Below are 17,433 nucleotides of genomic sequence, written 5' to 3'. Positions count from 1 at the left end.
GCCTTAAGAAACAAATTCCTAAGGCTTCATGCGTTGGCGCTCTGGCCGTCTTCCTCGTTTTTCCCGCGCCTCTTTCGGCGGATCCTCGGCGCCGCGCTGCTCACGCAACACCGCTTTGCGCGACAAGTTGACGCGCCCTTGCTTATCGATCTCCGTCACTTTCACTAAAATTTCATCGCCGATCGAGACGACGTCCTCGACCTTGCCAACCCGTTCTTCAGCGAGCTCGGAAATGTGGACGAGCCCGTCTTTGCCGTTAAACAGCTCAACGAACGCGCCGAATTTTTCGATCCGTTTCACCTTGCCTAAATACACTTGTCCCACTTCAACTTCGCGGACGATATCTTCGATAATTTGCTTCGCTTTTTGGTTGGCTGCCTCATCAACAGACGAGATGAAAATCGTGCCGTCTTGTTCGATATCGATTTTTACGCCGGTTTCATCGATGATTTTGTTGATTTGTTTGCCGCTCGGCCCGATGACTTCACGGATTTTATCTGGATTGATGTGCATGATCAAAATTTTTGGCGCATATTTCGACAGCTCTTTACGCGGCTCGCTCAACGTCTGCATCATATGGTCTAAAATTTCCATCCGTCCTTTGCGTGCCTGCTGCAGCGCTTCTTCCAAAATATCGCGCGTCAGTCCTTTAATTTTAATGTCCATTTGCAGCGCCGTGACGCCTTTTCTCGTGCCGGCGACCTTAAAGTCCATATCGCCAAGGTGATCCTCAATGCCTTGAATATCCGTTAAAATTGTATAATGATCCTCATTTTTCACAAGCCCCATGGCAATGCCGGCAACTGGCGCTTTAATCGGCACCCCGGCGTCCATCATCGCCAGCGTGCTCGCGCAAATGCTCGCTTGCGACGTCGAACCGTTCGATTCGAGCACTTCGGAAACAAGGCGGATCGTATACGGAAACTCGCGCTCCGACGGCACGACCGGCTCTAACGCCCGCTCGCCGAGCGCCCCGTGCCCGATTTCACGCCGCCCCGGCCCGCGCATCGGCCCCGTTTCACCGACGGAAAACGGCGGGAAGTTGTAATGGTGCATGAACCGTTTCGATTCTTCGAGATCGAGCCCGTCTAAAATTTGCACATCGCCGAGCGCTCCGAGTGTGCAGACGCTTAACACTTGTGTTTGCCCGCGCGTAAACAGACCGGAACCGTGCGTGCGCGGCAAGACGCCAACCGCTGACGACAGCGGACGAATTTCATCCACTTTGCGCCCGTCGGGACGAATTTTCTCAACCGTAATTAAGCGGCGCACTTCCTCTTTGACGAGCTTATGCAAAATTTCCTGCACTTGCTTCAGCTTCTCTTCATCGGCTTCTTCCGCTTCATATTTCGCGATCACGCCGGCTTTCACGTCCTCAATCGCGGCATCGCGCGCCAGTTTCTCCGGCACTTGCACCGCCTTTTTAATATCGGCTTCCGCAAGCTGGCGGATTTCCGCTTCCAGTTGCGGGTCTGGCTCGTATAGGATAACTTCCATTTTTTCTTTGCCGACTTGGGCGGCGATTTCCTCTTGGAAAGCGATGAGCCGTTTCACTTCCTCATGGCCGAACATGATCGCTTCCAGCATTACTTCTTCCGGCACTTCGTCCGCGCCGGCTTCAACCATGTTGATCGCGTCTTTCGTGCCGGCAACGACGAGATGCATATCGCTTTTTTCCATTTGTTCGACCGTCGGGTTGATGACAAACTGGCCGTCAACGCGGCCGACGATGACACCGGCGATCGGCCCTTCAAACGGAATGTCGGAAATGGTCAGCGCCACCGACGAGCCGATTAACGCCGCCACTTCCGGCGAGCAGTCTTGATCGACGCTCATTACCATCGACACGACTTGCACTTCGTTGCGGAATCCTTCAGCAAACAGCGGCCGAATCGGACGGTCGATGAGCCGGCTCGCCAAAACCGCTTTCTCGCTCGGACGGCCTTCGCGCTTAATAAACCCGCCCGGAATTTTCCCGACGGCGTACAACCGCTCCTCATAGTTGACGGTCAGCGGGAAAAAGTCGACGTTTTTCGCTTCCCGCGATGCGGTCGCCGTACTCAGCACAACGGTATCGCCGTAGCGGACGAGCGCCGCGCCGTTCGCCTGTTTCGCCAACTCGCCGGTCTCGATGACGAGCGGACGCCCGGCCACATCGATGGAAAACACGCGTTTCTCTTGTTCCATACAGACGAGTACTCCTCTCTATGTATAAAAATATGGATGCCGCTGATGATTAGTATAGACGAATTGGCGCCATTGTATCAGCTGTGGCGCAAACTGCGCCTATAAACTAGCAAAAAAGCGGGAATGCTCCCGCTTTTTTATCGACGTAATCCAAGTTTCCCAATCAATTCACGGTAGCGCGCCACGTCTTTCTTGCGCAAGTAAGCCAATAAGTTGCGGCGTTTCCCGACCATTTTCAGCAGGCCGCGCCGTGAATGGTGGTCTTTTTTATGAACGCGCAAATGCTCGTTCAAGTTGTTGATTTGTTCCGTCAGGATCGCAATTTGCACTTCCGGAGAACCGGTGTCGTTCTCATGGACTTTAAATTGCTCGATAATTTCACGTTTGCGCTCTTGCGTCAATGCCATTCTCGTTCACCTCCCTGACTTGAAATCCCCGGTTGCCGAGCGGGCGTCGGTGACTCGCCTGGCCAAGCAACGGTTCGCATACATTGATTAGAATACCTCTTTTTCCGGCAAAATGCAAGTCTTTTCGTCTAAGCGGCGGAAATACTGCTCCGCTTCTTCTTTGTCGCGGGCGATTTGCGCCGTCAACTCAGCGACGCCCGCAAACTTCCGCTCGCCCCGCAGGCGGCGGTGCCACTCAATCGCCACCGTTTCCCCGTAAATGTCGCGCGCAAACCCAAATAGATGCACTTCGACGCTCGGCAGCCCTTCACGCGTCTCATGGAACGTCGGTTTGTAGCCGATATTGGCCACCCCCTCATATACTTGCCCGCCGATCGTCGCCTTGACGGCATAAACGCCGATTGCCGGCAATAAATAATCGCCGTTTAAGGCGATGTTCGCCGTTGGAAACCCGATCGTCCGACCGCGCCGTTCCCCGGCGACGACCGTCCCTTCGATGTCATAAAAGCGGCCAAGCAGGCGGGGAAGCTGTTCGACCGCCCCTTGTTCAATGAGCTGCCGCACGCGTGTGGAGCTTACTTTCTCGCCGTCGACCGTCAGCTTCGGAATGACCGTCTGCCCAAAGCGGCCGCGCGCATGAAGCGGCATCGTCTCCATCGTTCCTTTTCCGAACCGCCCATAGGTGAAATCAAAGCCGGCAACAATATGTTTCACATGGAATCCGTCCAAATATTGGTCGACAAACTGTTCCGGCAACAGCCCGGCGAACGCCGGCGTAAATTCGACGATATATAGCCGATCCACCCCGAGCGCCGCGATCAGCTGCTCTTTTTTGCCAAGCGGGGTGATCAAGCGAAGCTCCGGCTGTTTGCCAAGCACAACGGACGGATGGGGGTGAAACGTCATCACCGCACTTTCATACCCGCGTTGTTTGGCCACCTCGACTGCCGTAGCGATCACCTTCTGATGACCGAGATGAATGCCGTCGAAATACCCGAGCGCCATCACCGTCGGGGGAAGCGTCTGGCGTTCGAAGTGGTGTGGATGCGAAATAAATACTGTTTTCATATCAATGATCCACCTTCTTCATTTCCGCATGTCACCCGGCGTCAACGAAACACTTTCAGCGGCTTCATCACACCGGGGCGCGCCGGATGCTTCACGTACAGGGCCAGCGCCTCCCGCTCGGGCGTCACGAGCACAACCGGCCCGTCAAGCTCCTGCAAAAAGGCGGGGAGACGGAGCAGCGCCCCGTTTTTTACTTTCTCTGCTACTTTATCATTGATTTCGTATTTCGGCAAATGAAAAAGCGCTTGCTCGATCGAAATGAGCAAGGCATCGGCCGTCCCATCGGCCGCCCGGCGCTCGACCTCTTCAAGCGTTACGCAGTCGGCCAGCTGAAACGGCCCGGACGCTGTACGGATGAGATCGGACATATGAGCCGGGTAGCCGAGCCGTTCACCGATGGTGACGGCGAGCGTACGGACGTACGTGCCCTTGCTGCACGTGACGCGGAAGCGAAATGACACCGTCTCCCCGGCAAATTGCTCGCGGTCATCGAGCAGCTCGAGCTCGTAAATGGTCACGCGCCGCGTCGGGCGTTCGACTTCGATGCCAGCGCGCGCATACTCATACAGTTTTTTGCCGTTTACTTTCACCGCCGAATACATCGGCGGCGTTTGTTCGATTTCCCCGGTTAAGCCGCGAAATACTGCTTCGATCTCCGTGCGCGCAATCGTCCGGTCAACCGGCCGGACGGCGATCATATCACCATCGGCGTCCTCGGTCGTCGTCGCCGCACCGAGCGTCACTTCCCCTTCATACGTTTTCGTCGCTCCGGTAAGAAATTCAGCGATGCGTGTCGCTTTGCCGAGACAAATCGGCAACACGCCGGACACGTTCGGATCGAGTGTACCGGTATGACCGACTTTTTTTACGCCCAAAAGGCGGCGCACTCTCGCCACACAATCGTGCGACGTCATCCCTTTCGGTTTATTAAGCAGCAATACCCCGTCCATCGGCGCACCCTTTCCGTATCATACTCGTGAATGGAAATGGATAGACGATTCGTCTATCCATTTTTCGGTTCATCGTTCGTTTCTTCCGATCCACGGCCATCCTCATCGGAAATTTTCCGGATCAGCTGTTCGATGCGACTCCCATATTCGATTGTTTCGTCGATTTCGAACAAAATTTCCGGCGTTTTGCGCAGACGGATGCGCTGACCGATCTCGGAACGGATAAACCCTTTCGCTTTCTCGAGCGCCTTCAAGGTGTTTTCCCGCTGCTCATCGTCACCAAAGACACTAATATACACTTTTGCCTGTTGCAAGTCGCCGGTGACGCGCACATCGGTGACGGTGACAAAGCCGATGCGCGGATCTTTCAGTTTGCGGCCGATAATGTCGCTTAACTCTTTTTTCATTTGCTCGCCAACGCGAGTTGCCCGTATGTTCATCACCCATCACCTCGATTACAACCACTCAAATGATGTAGCCGCCCGCTCCAGTTCCGGGAACGAGTCGATCAAAGCGAGCGCCCGCCCGAGTTCGCGCTCGGCCGCGAGCCGGCTTGACGCAATGGCGACAAGCCCGATTTTCGCCCGCTGCCATGCGTCCTGATGATCGATTTCGGCCACAGAGACGTTGTATTTTTGCCGGATTCTTGTCAGCACCCGCTGCAGGACAGCCCGTTTGTCCTTTAGCGATCGGGCGTTATAAATGATGCATTCGCATGAGGCGAAGCCAATCATGCGCGGGCCACTTCCTGCATGACGTACGCCTCGATGACATCCCCTTCTTTAATATCGTTAAAGTTTTTGATCGTCACGCCGCACTCATACCCTTGTGCCACTTCACGCACATCGTCTTTGAAGCGTTTGAGGGAGTCGATTTCGCCTTCGTACACAACGATACCTTGACGAATAAGGCGCACTTTGCTGTCGCGGGTGATTTTGCCGTCGGTGACGTAACAGCCGGCGATCGTGCCGACTTTCGACACTTTGAACGTTTGCCGCACTTCCGCCTGTCCGATCACTTTCTCCTCGTATTCCGGATCGAGCATCCCTTTCATCGCCGCTTCAATTTCTTCGATGACATTGTAAATGATGCGGTGGAGGCGGATGTCGACGTTTTCCGATTCGGCGGCGCGCTTCGCATTGGCGTCCGGACGGACGTTAAAACCGATGACGATGGCGTTCGATGCCGTCGCTAAGGAAATATCCGACTCGGTAATCGCGCCGACCGCGGCATGAATAATTTTCACCCGCACACCTTCGATATCGATTTTTTGCAAGGCGGCGACAAGCGCTTCAACCGATCCTTGAACATCGGCTTTGACGATTAAGTTCAGCTCTTTCATTTCGCCTTGCTTAATTTGTTCAAACAAATCATCTAAGCTGACGCGCGTTTTCACGCTCCGCTGCTCCTGCAGCTGCCGCTGCGCCCGCGCTTCCCCGATTTGCCGCGCTTTCTTCTCATCCTCAAACACCATGAAACGGTCGCCGGCTTGCGGCACATCGTGCAGCCCGGTAATTTCGACCGGCGTCGACGGGCCCGCTTCTTTGACGCGCCGACCGCTGTCATTGACCATCGCCCGCACGCGCCCGTATGTCGTGCCGACGACAATCGGATCGCCGATTTTCAGCGTGCCGGCTTGGACGAGCAGCGTCGCTACCGGACCGCGTCCTTTATCGAGCTTCGCTTCGACCACCGTGCCAAGCGCGCGCCGGTTCGGGTTCGCTTTTAGTTCTTCCATTTCACTCACAAGCAAAACCATTTCCAACAGATGGTCAATGCCGTCTTTCGTTTTCGCCGACAGCTTGCAGAAAATCGTATCGCCGCCCCACTCTTCCGGAACGAGGTTGTACTCCATCAACTCTTGCATCACGCGATCCGGGTTCGCTTCCGGTTTATCCATTTTGTTAATGGCGACGATAATCGGCACGTTCGCCGCTTTGGCGTGGTTGATCGCCTCGACCGTCTGCGGCATGACCCCGTCATCGGCCGCAACGACGAGGATGACAATATCCGTCACTTGCGCGCCGCGCGCCCGCATTGTTGTAAACGCCTCATGCCCCGGCGTATCGAGGAACGTAATTTTCTTGTCGTTGACCGTTACCTGATAGGCGCCGATATGCTGGGTAATGCCCCCCGCCTCCTGTTCAGTCACTTTTGAGTGACGGATCGCATCAAGAAGCGTTGTTTTCCCATGGTCAACGTGCCCCATGATCGTGACGACCGGCGGCCGTTCGACTAAGTCTTCCGGTGCATCGACAATTTCAATCGTTTCGAAGTTCGTTTCATCGATCGTCACTTTTTCTTCGACTTCAACGCTGTAGTCGGAGCAGATAAGCTCGATCGCATCTTTGTCTAAATCTTGATTAATCGTCGCCATCACGCCGAGCATAAACAACTTTTTAATGATTTCCGACGGCTCGCGCCCCAGTTTTTTGGCCAATTCGGCCACCGTGAGCGAACCTTCGAACGTAATTTTCTTCGGCAGCTCTTTTTCTTTTTTCGCCGGCTGCGGCGCCTGCTTTGCGGCCGGGGCCGCTTGTTTTTTCCCTTTCGCCGGCCCTTTTCCTTTCTTCTTCGCCGCTTGGAACGCTTTCTTTTCTTGCTGCTGCGCTTCCGTTCGTTTTGTTTCTTTCCCTTTCGCCGCCCCTTTTTTCTTTGCCGGCTTGGCCGCCTCTTTTGCATCGTCAAAAATTTCCTCATCCGAGAAATCGGCCGCCTTCGCCGGCGTCGGCCGCTTCGGCTTGTCGGTTTTCTTTTCTGCTTTCTTTTCATGTTTCGTTTCGGTTTTCTTTTCGGCCTTTGGGCGGTATTGATGGTCAAGCTTTTCGACGACATCGGCCTCGAGCATGGCCATATGATTGTTTACTTCAATGTTCATTTCTTTCAATTTATGAATAACGTCCTTGCTTGGCACGTTCTGTTTTTTCGCATATTCGTACACACGCATTTTCGACATACAGTCACCCCCATAAAGATCGGTCGAGCATCGTTTGCAATTGGCGCGCGAACCCTTCGTCGGTGACGGCGACGACAACGCGGGCGTCTTTGCCGATTGCGCCGCCCAGCATATACCGGTCCGGCACTTTGCAAAGCGGGACGCCATAAAACGCACATTTATCGGTCACTTTTTTTTCCGTGTTGGCCGACGCGTCTTCCGAAAGCAACACGAGCCGCGCCCTGCCCCGTTGCACTTCCTTGACGACAAGCCCCTCTCCGGAAACGACTTTTCCGGCCCGCTGCGCCAACCCTAACAGCGATGCCCAGCGGTTATGTTTCATTGTCCTGCCTGTTTCTCCTTTTCCGCCAAAGCAAGCAGCTCGTCATAGAGCGAGTCGGCGATGTCGGCTTTTAAATGGCGGGCCAAAATGTTTTTCTTTTTCGCCTGCAAAATGCAATCCGGGTCAAGGGTAATATACGCGCCCCGCCCCGCTTTTTTGCCGGTCGGGTCGATCGACACCTCTCCTTCTTTGGAGCGGACGATGCGCACCATTTCCCGTTTTGGCTTCATTTCTCCAGTGACGACGCATTTGCGCAACGGAATTTTCTTTTGCGCTGCCATTTGCATTCCCCCTCACTCGATTTCCGCCGGTGCATCGAATGATTGGACGTTCTCATCACTATTTTCATTATCGGCCGCCGCGCCGTTGAAATCAAGCGAAGTGGATGGCGCATACGGATCAATGCCCATTTCCCGCGCCTCGGACTCGCTTTTAATATCGATTTTCCAGCCGGTCAATTTTGCCGCCAGCCGGGCGTTTTGCCCGCGTTTGCCGATGGCGAGCGACAGCTGGTAGTCCGGAACGATGACGGTCGTCGCCCTTTGCTCTTCGTTGACGATGACGCGCAGCACTTTCGCCGGGCTTAACGCATTGGCGACAAACTCCACCGGGTCGGCCGACCAACGGACGATATCGATTTTTTCCCCGTTCAGCTCGTCGACGATCGCCTGGACGCGCTGCCCTTTTGGCCCGACGCAGGCGCCAACCGGATCGACTTCCGGATTGTCGGAATGGACGGAAATTTTGGAACGATCGCCGGCTTCGCGGGCGATCGATTTGATTTCGACTGTGCCGTCGTAAATTTCCGGCACTTCGAGCTCAAACAGCCGCTTCAGCAAGCCCGGATGGGTGCGGGAGACGAAAATTTGCGGCCCTTTCGTCGTCTTTTCCACTTTCGTAATGTACACTTTCAGCCGATCATGCGGTTTGTACGTTTCGTTCGGCATCTGTTCGTTCGCGGGCAAGAGCGCCTCCGCCTTGCCGAGGCTGACATAGACAAAACGCGGATCAATGCGCTGAACGATGCCGGTCATAATATCGTCTTCGCGGTCGACAAATTCCGAATAAATAATGCTCCGCTCCGCTTCGCGCACGCGCTGAGTCACGACTTGTTTCGCCGTCTGGGCAGCGATGCGCCCGAAATCGCGCGGCGTCACTTCCAGTTCGACGACATCACCGATTTGGTAGTTCGGATTGAGCCGCTGCGCCTCCTCAAGCGAAATTTCGAGACGCGGATCGGTCACCTCTTCGACGACGTCCTTGCGGGCCAACACCCGGATCGTTCCCGTGTCCATATTTAAATCAACGCGCACGTTTTGCGCCTGGCCGAAATTGCGCTTGTACGCGGAAACGAGCGCCGCTTCAATGGCTTCCATAATAACCTCTTTGCTGATGCCTTTTTCCCGCATCAGATCGGCTAACGCCTCAAGCAACTGCGTGTTCATGAAACGAGAATCCCCCTTTTATCATTAAGAGAAAATGACGGCTAATCTAGCGCTCGCCACTTTTTCATACGGAATGGCGACCGTTTTTTGCCGCCCGCGGTCTTTGACCGACAGCGTCACGGTCGTCCCGTCAAAAGCGGTCAGTTCCCCTTCAAACTGCTTTTCTCCTGCAATCGGCTCGTATGTTTTGATATATACATGTTTCCCAATTGCTTTTACAAAATCTTTTTCATTTTTTAACGGCCGCTCCGCTCCCGGCGATGACACTTCCAAAAAATAGTTGTGAGGAATCGGGTCGACCTCGTCGAGCTTTTCGCTTAGTTTTTCACTGACCACGCCGCACTGTTCAATGTCCACGCCGGTGTCTGAATCAATAAAGACGCGTAAAAACCAGTTTTTCCCTTCTTTCACATACTCGATGTCCACCAGCTCGAGCCCCATTTCGTCCAAAATCGGCGCGACAAGCTGTTCAACCGTTTCTGTCACTTTTTTGCTCATCGTGTTCCTCCTTACTGAGCAAGGCTGCATGCTGCATAATGAGAAAATCCCCTGCACGGGGCGGGGAATGAACGAAAGACAGATGCCAATTCAAGACGAAAGAGTGGGTTTCCCCACTCTTTGCTTGCCATTATCTTTGCCAATTCCATTAAAACTATAACACATTGGGAAATATATTGCAACGAAAAACCGCTCGTCAGAACAAGGACAGCTGGTTATGGTCCGGCAGCGAGTCGAGGCAGCCGCGGCTTTCCAAATACTCAAGCAGCGTTTTCGATACTTTGCCGCGCTGCTGCAAATCTTCTTTTGACAAAAACTCCCCTTCTTCGCGGGCGCGCACAATGTTTTGCGCCACGTTCGTCCCGAGCCCCGGGATGGCGTTAAACGGCGGAATGAGCGAGTTGCCGTCAATGACAAATTCTGTAGCCTGCGAGCGATACAAGTCAATATTTTTAAAGGAAAAGCCGCGCTCGCACATTTCTAGCGCCACCTCGAGCACGGTGAGCAAGCTTTTTTCTTTCGCCGTCGCTTGGATGCCTTTGGCGTTGATCTCTTCGATTCGTTTGCGAATGGCAGCCGAGCCTTTCACCATAGCATCCAAATCAAAATCTTCCGCCCGCACCGTAAAGTACGAGGCGTAATACAAGAGCGGATGGTGCACTTTAAAGTAGGCGATGCGCACCGCCATTAACACGTAGGCAGTGGCATGCGCTTTCGGGAACATATATTTAATTTTTTTGCACGAATCAATATACCATTCCGGCACGTTATGGTTGCGCATTTCCGCTTCAAATTCCGGCGTCAATCCTTTCCCTTTGCGCACCGACTCCATAATTTTAAACGCCAGCGACGGCTCAAGCCCGCGGTAAATGAGATAGACCATAATGTCGTCGCGGCAGCCGATCACCTCAGAGAGCGTGCACGTGCCGCTTTGGATCAGCTCTTGCGCGTTGCCAAGCCATACGTCGGTGCCGTGCGACAAGCCGGAAATTTGCACGAGCTCGGAAAATGTTTTCGGCTTCGTTTCCTCGAGCATTTGCCGGACAAAGCGCGTGCCGAATTCCGGAATGCCGATCGTGCCGACGTTGCACATAATTTGTTCCGGCGTGACCCCAAGCGGCTCGGTGCTGCTGAAAATGCCCATCACGTCCGGGTCATCGGTCGGGATCGTTTTCGGGTCGATGCCGCTTAAATCTTGAAGCATGCGGATGACCGTCGGATCGTCGTGCCCGAGAATATCGAGCTTCAATAAGTTATCGTGGATCGAATGGAAGTCAAAATGGGTCGTCCGCCATTCCGATGACGTATCATCGGCCGGATATTGGATCGGCGTAAAGTCGTAAATTTCCATATAATCGGGAACGACGATAATGCCTCCCGGGTGCTGCCCAGTCGTCCGCTTCACTCCGGTGCAGCCGGCCGCAAGCCGGTCGATTTCCGCGCCGCGCAGCTGCAAGTTATGGTCGCTCGCATAGCCTTTCACAAACCCGTACGCCGTTTTGTCGGCGACCGTGCCGATCGTTCCGGCGCGGTACACGTTGTCTTCGCCGAACAGCACTTTCGTATAGTTGTGGGCGCGCGGCTGGTATTCGCCGGAGAAGTTTAAGTCAATATCCGGCACTTTATCGCCTTTAAAGCCGAGGAACGTCTCAAACGGGATGTCATGCCCGTCTTTTTTGTATTTCGTCCCGCATTGTGGGCAGTTTTGATCCGGCAAATCAAATCCTGAGCCGACCGAGCCGTCATTAAAAAACTCGGAATGTTTGCAGTTCGGGCAAACGTAATGCGGCGGCAGCGGATTCACCTCGGTAATTTCCGTCATCGTCGCGACAAACGATGAGCCGACCGAGCCGCGCGACCCGACAAGGTAGCCGTCATCGAGCGATTTTTTGACGAGCTTGTGCGAAATTAAGTAAATGACGGCAAAGCCGTGGCCGATAATGCTTTTCAGCTCTTTTTCAAGCCGCTCCTCAACGAGTTTCGGCAGCGGGTCGCCGTAAATGGCTTTCGCCCGCCGGTAGCTCATTTCGCGGATTTCCTCGTCCGCCCCTTCGATGCGCGGCGTGTACAGCTCGTCTTTGATCGGCTTCACCTCACCGATTAACGACGCGATTTTTTGCGTGTTATCAACGACGATTTCTTTCGCTTTTTCCGGCCCTAAAAACGAAAAACAGTCAAGCATTTCATTCGTCGTGCGGAAATACACATCCGGCAGCGCATGCCGGTTGAGCGGATTCGCCCCGCCTTGCGAATGGATTAAAATTTTTCGGTAAATTTTGTCTTCCGGATGCAAGTAATGCACGTTGCCGGTGGCGACGACCGGAATGTTCAATTTCTCGCCAAGGTCGACGATGCTGCGGATGATGTTTTTGATCATCTCTTCATCTTTGACGTAATCCATTTCAATGAGCGGCTTGTACACTTCGGGCGGATGCACCTCAAGAAAATCGTAAAAGCGGGCGATGTCTTCGACTTCTTCCGGCGCCTTTTGAATTAAGTTGTCAAACAGCTCGCCTTTGTCGCAGCCCGAGCCGACAAGCAGCCCTTCGCGATGCTTGACCAACACGGAGCGCGGGATGCGCGGCACGCGGTGAAAATAGTCGATATGTGACAGCGAGACAAGCTTGAACAAATTTTTCAGCCCGATGTCGTTTTGCGCCAACAGCGTCACATGGAACGGGCGCGCCAGGCGGTACGACGCATCACTATGCGTGCGGCTGTTCAGCTCATCATGGTGCAAAATGCCCCGATCCTCTGCTTCTTTCAACAGGCGCATAAGCAAATGCCCGGTCGCCTCAGCATCGTAAATGGCGCGGTGGTGCTGGGTCAATTCAATATCGAACTTTTTGCAAAGCGTGTTCAGCCGGTGGTTTTTCAAATCCGGGTACAAAAAGCGGGCGAGTTCAAGCGTGTCAATGACGGGATTGGCGAGCTTGGCGCGCCCCATGCGGGCGAGGCCTGCGTTTAAAAACCCGATGTCAAAGCTGGCGTTATGGGCCACAAGCGTCGCATCGCCGACCCAGTCGACAAAACGGGCGAGCACCTCGTCCGGCTGCGGAGCGTCTTTCACCATCTCGTCGGTGATCCCGGTCAATTCCATCGTCGTCACGGACAGCGGATGTCCCGGATTGGCAAACGACATAAACCGGTCAATGATCTCGCCGTCTTTGATTTTGACGGCCGCCAGTTCAATGATCGTGTTGTACACAGCCGACAGCCCGGTCGTTTCGACGTCAAAGACGACATACGTCTCGTCGGCAAGCCGGCGGTGTGTTTCGTTGTAGGCGATCGGCACCCCGTCGTCGACGATGTTCGCCTCAAGGCCGTAAATGACTTTGATGCCGTGTTTTTTCGCCGCGCTGTACGCTTCCGGGAACGATTGGACAACGGCATGGTCGGTGACGGCGATCGCCGGATGACCCCATTTTTTCGCTTGTTCAATGAGCTTGGCCACCGAAGTGACGGCGTCCATTTGGCTCATCGGCGTATGCACATGAAGTTCGACGCGCTTCTCTCCTTCCGGCGCGGTGTCGCGCCGCTCGTTCGCCGCTACCTCATTCAAATCGTTGGCGATGATGACCAAATCGCGGACGAATGTATCGTTTTGCACGCTGCCGCGCACTTTCACCCACATGCCTTTTTTCACGCTGCCCATCAGCTCGGCATCTTCTTTGTCGCGCGAGAACATTTTCACTAAAATCGAGTTCGTATAATCGGTGATTTTCATCGTCAATAGCGTGCGGCCGCTTTTGAGCTCGCTCACTTCAGCGTCAAACACATACCCTTGCACGACAACGCGCCGCTCTTCTTCGGCGATCGTCTCAAGCGGACGCACCGGCTCCTCGCCGCGGATCGGGTAGCCGATGACGAGCGGGCCGGACGGAGAAGACGCTGCCGCCTTTTCTTCCTCTTTCGCCATGTCGGTCAACACCGCCAACGCCCGCTCTTCATCTTCTTGCTGTTTTTGCGCCAAAAACTGCTCCATTTCCTGCTCGGCCGGTCGGATGTCGACTTCGAGCTGAAGCGGCGGAAAGCCAAACGACGCGTAAATCGCAGCGATTTTTTTGGCGAACCGCCGCTTGACCGCTAACGCTTCCGCCTCGTGGCGGGCGGTGACAACGAGCTTGTTTCCTTTCACCGTCGGCGTCTGCCGGCTCAGCCAATCGATGAGCGGCGACACACCTTCTTGCAGCTGTTCGAGGCAAAGCGGCCAGTACGCCTGCACATCCGTTTCCGTCACGTGCGGCGTCTCCACCAAAATTGTATGACGGACGGCGGCGATATGGCGAAAGGCCGCTGCCAAGCGGTCCGTAAACGGTTTGTATACCTCAATCGGCAACACGCTGGCGAACTGAAAATAGAAATGCCAGCTTTTTTCTTCTTTATCAATCACGACTTTGCGAATGGACGCCTCATGAAAGTGCGGCATCCATTCATCCGACGTCATCTTCAGCTGTTCAAGCAAAACGAGAAACCGCTCTTTTTGTTCTTTCGTAGCCATGATTTCCCCTCTCAACGAAATCGTTTCTCTCCTCATCATACCATATAAACAGCAACAGCGCCGGCGAAAAAGACATGCATTCTTTTCGCCGACGCCGTTTCGTTTACCCTTGCAAGAGGCGGTGCACCGTATCGGTTAGTTCACCAACCGGCACGTCAAACGTCTCGCCCGTTTTTCGCACTTTCACTTCGACGATGCCTTCACTTGCCCGTTTGCCGACGGTGATGCGAACTGGAATGCCGATCAAATCGCTGTCGGCAAACTTGACCCCGGCCCGCTCCGGGCGGTCATCATACAACACGTCAAACCCGGCCTGTCCCAATTTTTCGTACCATTCCTCGGCCAACACCCGCTGTTCATCGCTTTTCGCGTTCGCCGTCAGCAAATGGACATGAAACGGCGCGACCGAAGCCGGCCAGACGAGCCCGTTTTCATCGGCAAACTGCTCGGCGATCGCCGCCACCAGCCTGGAGACGCCGATGCCATAGCAGCCCATAATCATCGTCCTCGTTTGTCCGTTTTCATCCAAATAGACAGCGTTCATGGCTTCGCTGTATTTTGTGCCGAGCTTGAACACGTGCCCGACTTCAATGCCGCGGGCAAAACGGATCGTCCCGTTGCCGTCCGGGGACGGGTCGCCTTCTTGGACGAAGCGCAAATCCGCATATTCACTGACGGCAAAATCGCGGCCAGGATTGACGCCCGTGTAATGGTAGCCTTCCTCATTCGCGCCGCAAACGCCGTTTACGATCGCACCAACGGCATGATCGGCGATAATCGTCACCTTTTCATTGACGCCGATCGGGCCGAGCGAACCGACCGGCGCGCCCATCACCCGTTCTGTTTCTTCCGGAGCTGCCAACTCTACGACAGTGGCGTCCAACACATTTTTTACTTTCACCTCATTCGCTTCGTGGTCGCCGCGGACAAGAACGAGCACATAACGGCCATCGACGTTGAACAAAAGCGATTTAATGCAGCGCTCCGGCGCCACTTGCAAGTACGAAGCGACTTCAGCGATCGTTTTTTGTCCCGGGGTCGCCACTTTTTTCAGTTCCGCCGGCGGCTCGCTGCTTTTTTCATACGTAGCCACGACCGGCGCCATTTCAATGTTGGCCGCATAGTCGGACGCATCGGAATAGGCAATCGTATCTTCACCGATATCCGAGAGCACCATAAACTCGTGCGTGTCTTTGCCGCCGATCGCCCCGGAGTCGGCGATGACGGCGCGGAAGTTTAAACCGCAACGGCGGAAAATGTTCGAATAGGCGTTATACATGTCGCGGTATGTTTCATCCAAACTTTCTTTTGTCGTATGGAACGAATAGGCGTCTTTCATAATGAATTCGCGGCCGCGCAGCAACCCGAAGCGCGGACGCTTTTCATCGCGGAATTTCGTTTGGATTTGGTACAACACAAGCGGCAGCCGCTTGTACGTTTTCACCTCGTCGCGGACGATCGAAGTGATCATTTCCTCATGCGTCGGCCCGAGAGCGAAATCGCGCTCATGCCGGTCTTTTAGACGCATCAGTTCCGGCCCGTACGAATACCAGCGCCCGGACTGCTGCCAAAGCTCAGCCGGCTGCAAGGCAGGCATGAGAAGCTCTAGCGCTCCGGCGCGGTTCATCTCCTCGCGGATAATCGCTTCTACTTTTTGCAACACGCGCTGCCCGAGCGGCAAAAACGTGTAGACGCCGCTCGCGCTTTGGCGGATAAAACCGGCCCGCAGCAGAAGCTGATGGCTTTTCACTTCCGCGTCCGCCGGCACTTCACGCAACGTTGGAATAAACGCTTGACTTTGTCTCATCCATAGCCACCTCATTCTCTCTCTTTATAGGAAAAATTTTTGAATGTCGTTCCATGTGACGACAAGCATCAGCAACATGAGCAAGGCGAAGCCGATGAAATGGACCATCCCCTCTTTTTGCCGGTCGACCGGCTTGCCGCGCACGGCCTCAATGGCGAAAAAGAGGAGCCGTCCGCCGTCTAACGCCGGCAATGGCAACAAGTTGATAATCCCGAGGTTGATGCTTAAAATCGCGCCCCATTTCATTAAGTAGTAAATGCCGGATTCAGCGACTTTGCCGGTCGATACGGCGATGCCGACCGGGCCGGACAGCATGTCAAGCTGAAACTGCCCGGTAATCAATTGGCCAAGCCCGACTAAAATTTGCCGTGTCCAATAGTACGTCTCAACGAGCCCTTGTTTCACTGAACCGAACACCGATTTTTCCATCGGCTGATAGACGCCGATTAAGCCAATCGTCTCTCCTTGAATCGTTTTCCTTTCGGGAGTGACCGTGACATTCATTTCTTCGCCATTCCGCTCAATTTGAAACTGGAGCGGCTCATCCGGATGGGCGCGGATCATATCAACAATTTCCGTCCATGTTTCCATCCGTTCATCGTTGATTGCGATCACTTCGTCCCCTTGCTTCAAACCGGCCGCTCGCGCCGCCCCATCGGGCGTCAGCTCGCCGATGACCGGCTTGTCAACCGGGTAGCCTTGCAGGAGACCGATCAAAATAAAGACGACAAGGGCCAAGATAAAATTGGCGAGCGGCCCGGCCAAAATCGCCATCGTCCGTTGCCCAAGCGTTTTCGAAGCAAACTGGCGGTGGTACGGCGCAATCTGAATTTCTTGGCGGTCGGCGATGAAAAACGCCGGCTCTTTAACGGAAAAACGTTCAAGCCGCTCTTCGTCAGTATAGCCCGTCACATACATGCCGTGTTCCAAATCGGCGTCTTCCACTTCAATAACCCGGGCGGTCGGGTAATCATCTTTATGATTGATGACGATTTTTTCGACCCGTCCTTCATCATCAAGCAACAGGCCGACGACTTGGCCTCGTTTCAGTTCAATCATTTCCGGATCTTCGCCGGCCATGCGCACGAAGCCGCCAAGCGGAAGAAGCCGAATCGTATACACCGTTTCGTTTTTCTTGAACGAAAACACCTTCGGTCCAAATCCGATGGCAAACTCACGGCAAAGAATGCCGGCCCGCTTCGCCAACAGCAAATGGCCGAGCTCGTGAAAAAAAACGAGGGCGCCAAAGACGACAATAAACGAAATGATCGATTCCAACGTTTCAACCACCT

14 protein-coding genes are annotated in these 17,433 nt (G+C 54.3%); all 14 read right to left on the bottom strand.

The features are described 5' to 3' along the window. Nucleotides 1-18 precede the first annotated feature (18 nt). The 14 genes from pnp to rseP all read right to left on the bottom strand — a co-directional run bounded on the left by pnp (nucleotide 19) and on the right by rseP (nucleotide 17,431). A complete protein-coding gene (gene pnp, locus M493_RS05955; RefSeq protein ID WP_020959394.1) occupies nucleotides 19-2,187 on the bottom strand; it encodes a polyribonucleotide nucleotidyltransferase in 2,169 nt (722 codons plus the stop codon). A 137-nt stretch (nucleotides 2,188-2,324) separates the two neighbouring features. Then, entirely contained in the window at nucleotides 2,325-2,594 is a 270-nt protein-coding gene (gene rpsO / locus M493_RS05950; protein WP_020959393.1) for a 30S ribosomal protein S15, read from the bottom strand. Nucleotides 2,595-2,681: 87 nt separating this feature from the next. Further along, complete coding sequence (ribF, locus tag M493_RS05945) at nucleotides 2,682-3,662, bottom strand: bifunctional riboflavin kinase/FAD synthetase (RefSeq protein ID WP_020959392.1); 981 nt, start codon at nucleotides 3,660-3,662, stop codon at nucleotides 2,682-2,684. Nucleotides 3,663-3,703: 41 nt separating this feature from the next. Continuing rightward, the gene (truB, locus tag M493_RS05940) at nucleotides 3,704-4,612 is read right to left on the bottom strand and encodes a tRNA pseudouridine(55) synthase TruB (RefSeq protein WP_020959391.1); all 909 of its coding nucleotides are present in this window, start codon (nucleotides 4,610-4,612) and stop codon (nucleotides 3,704-3,706) included. Nucleotides 4,613-4,665: 53 nt separating this feature from the next. Continuing rightward, nucleotides 4,666-5,052, bottom strand: a complete 387-nt coding sequence (rbfA, locus tag M493_RS05935; RefSeq protein ID WP_020959390.1) for a 30S ribosome-binding factor RbfA — start codon at nucleotides 5,050-5,052, stop codon at nucleotides 4,666-4,668. Nucleotides 5,053-5,067: 15 nt separating this feature from the next. After that, entirely contained in the window at nucleotides 5,068-5,346 is a 279-nt protein-coding gene (locus M493_RS05930) for a DUF503 domain-containing protein (RefSeq protein WP_020959389.1), read from the bottom strand. After that, nucleotides 5,343-7,568, bottom strand: a complete 2,226-nt coding sequence (infB, locus tag M493_RS05925; protein WP_020959388.1) for a translation initiation factor IF-2 — start codon at nucleotides 7,566-7,568, stop codon at nucleotides 5,343-5,345. Before infB ends, M493_RS05930 begins: the two co-directional genes overlap by 4 nt. Before the next feature lie 4 nt (nucleotides 7,569-7,572). Then, the gene (locus M493_RS05920; protein ID WP_020959387.1) at nucleotides 7,573-7,890 is read right to left on the bottom strand and encodes a YlxQ family RNA-binding protein; all 318 of its coding nucleotides are present in this window, start codon (nucleotides 7,888-7,890) and stop codon (nucleotides 7,573-7,575) included. Beyond that, nucleotides 7,887-8,171, bottom strand: coding sequence for an RNase P modulator RnpM (gene rnpM / locus M493_RS05915; RefSeq protein ID WP_020959386.1), 285 nt, complete (start codon nucleotides 8,169-8,171; stop codon nucleotides 7,887-7,889). The genes M493_RS05920 and rnpM overlap by 4 nt, the downstream gene beginning before the upstream one ends. A 12-nt stretch (nucleotides 8,172-8,183) precedes the next feature. After that, on the bottom strand, nucleotides 8,184-9,335 hold the full coding sequence (nusA, locus tag M493_RS05910; protein ID WP_020959385.1) for a transcription termination factor NusA: 1,152 nt from the start codon (nucleotides 9,333-9,335) through the stop codon (nucleotides 8,184-8,186). Between the two features lie 24 nt (nucleotides 9,336-9,359). Continuing rightward, nucleotides 9,360-9,833 (bottom strand): ribosome maturation factor RimP, encoded by a 474-nt coding sequence (gene rimP / locus M493_RS05905; protein WP_020959384.1) that lies wholly within the window; start codon nucleotides 9,831-9,833, stop codon nucleotides 9,360-9,362. Nucleotides 9,834-10,029: 196 nt separating this feature from the next. Then, nucleotides 10,030-14,334: a PolC-type DNA polymerase III gene (locus tag M493_RS05900; RefSeq protein ID WP_020959383.1), complete on the bottom strand. Its 4,305-nt coding sequence runs from the start codon at nucleotides 14,332-14,334 to the stop codon at nucleotides 10,030-10,032. Between the two features lie 103 nt (nucleotides 14,335-14,437). After that, the gene (locus M493_RS05895; RefSeq protein ID WP_020959382.1) at nucleotides 14,438-16,141 is read right to left on the bottom strand and encodes a proline--tRNA ligase; all 1,704 of its coding nucleotides are present in this window, start codon (nucleotides 16,139-16,141) and stop codon (nucleotides 14,438-14,440) included. Nucleotides 16,142-16,165: 24 nt separating this feature from the next. Next, nucleotides 16,166-17,431 (bottom strand): RIP metalloprotease RseP, encoded by a 1,266-nt coding sequence (rseP, locus tag M493_RS05890; protein ID WP_200865275.1) that lies wholly within the window; start codon nucleotides 17,429-17,431, stop codon nucleotides 16,166-16,168. Nucleotides 17,432-17,433: the final 2 nt, after the last annotated feature.

Source organism: Geobacillus genomosp. 3 (genome assembly GCF_000445995.2).
Classification (GTDB): Bacteria; Bacillota; Bacilli; order Bacillales; family Anoxybacillaceae; genus Geobacillus.
Note: the sequence above shows the minus strand (reverse complement) of the source record. Positions and strands in the feature narration are given on the sequence as shown.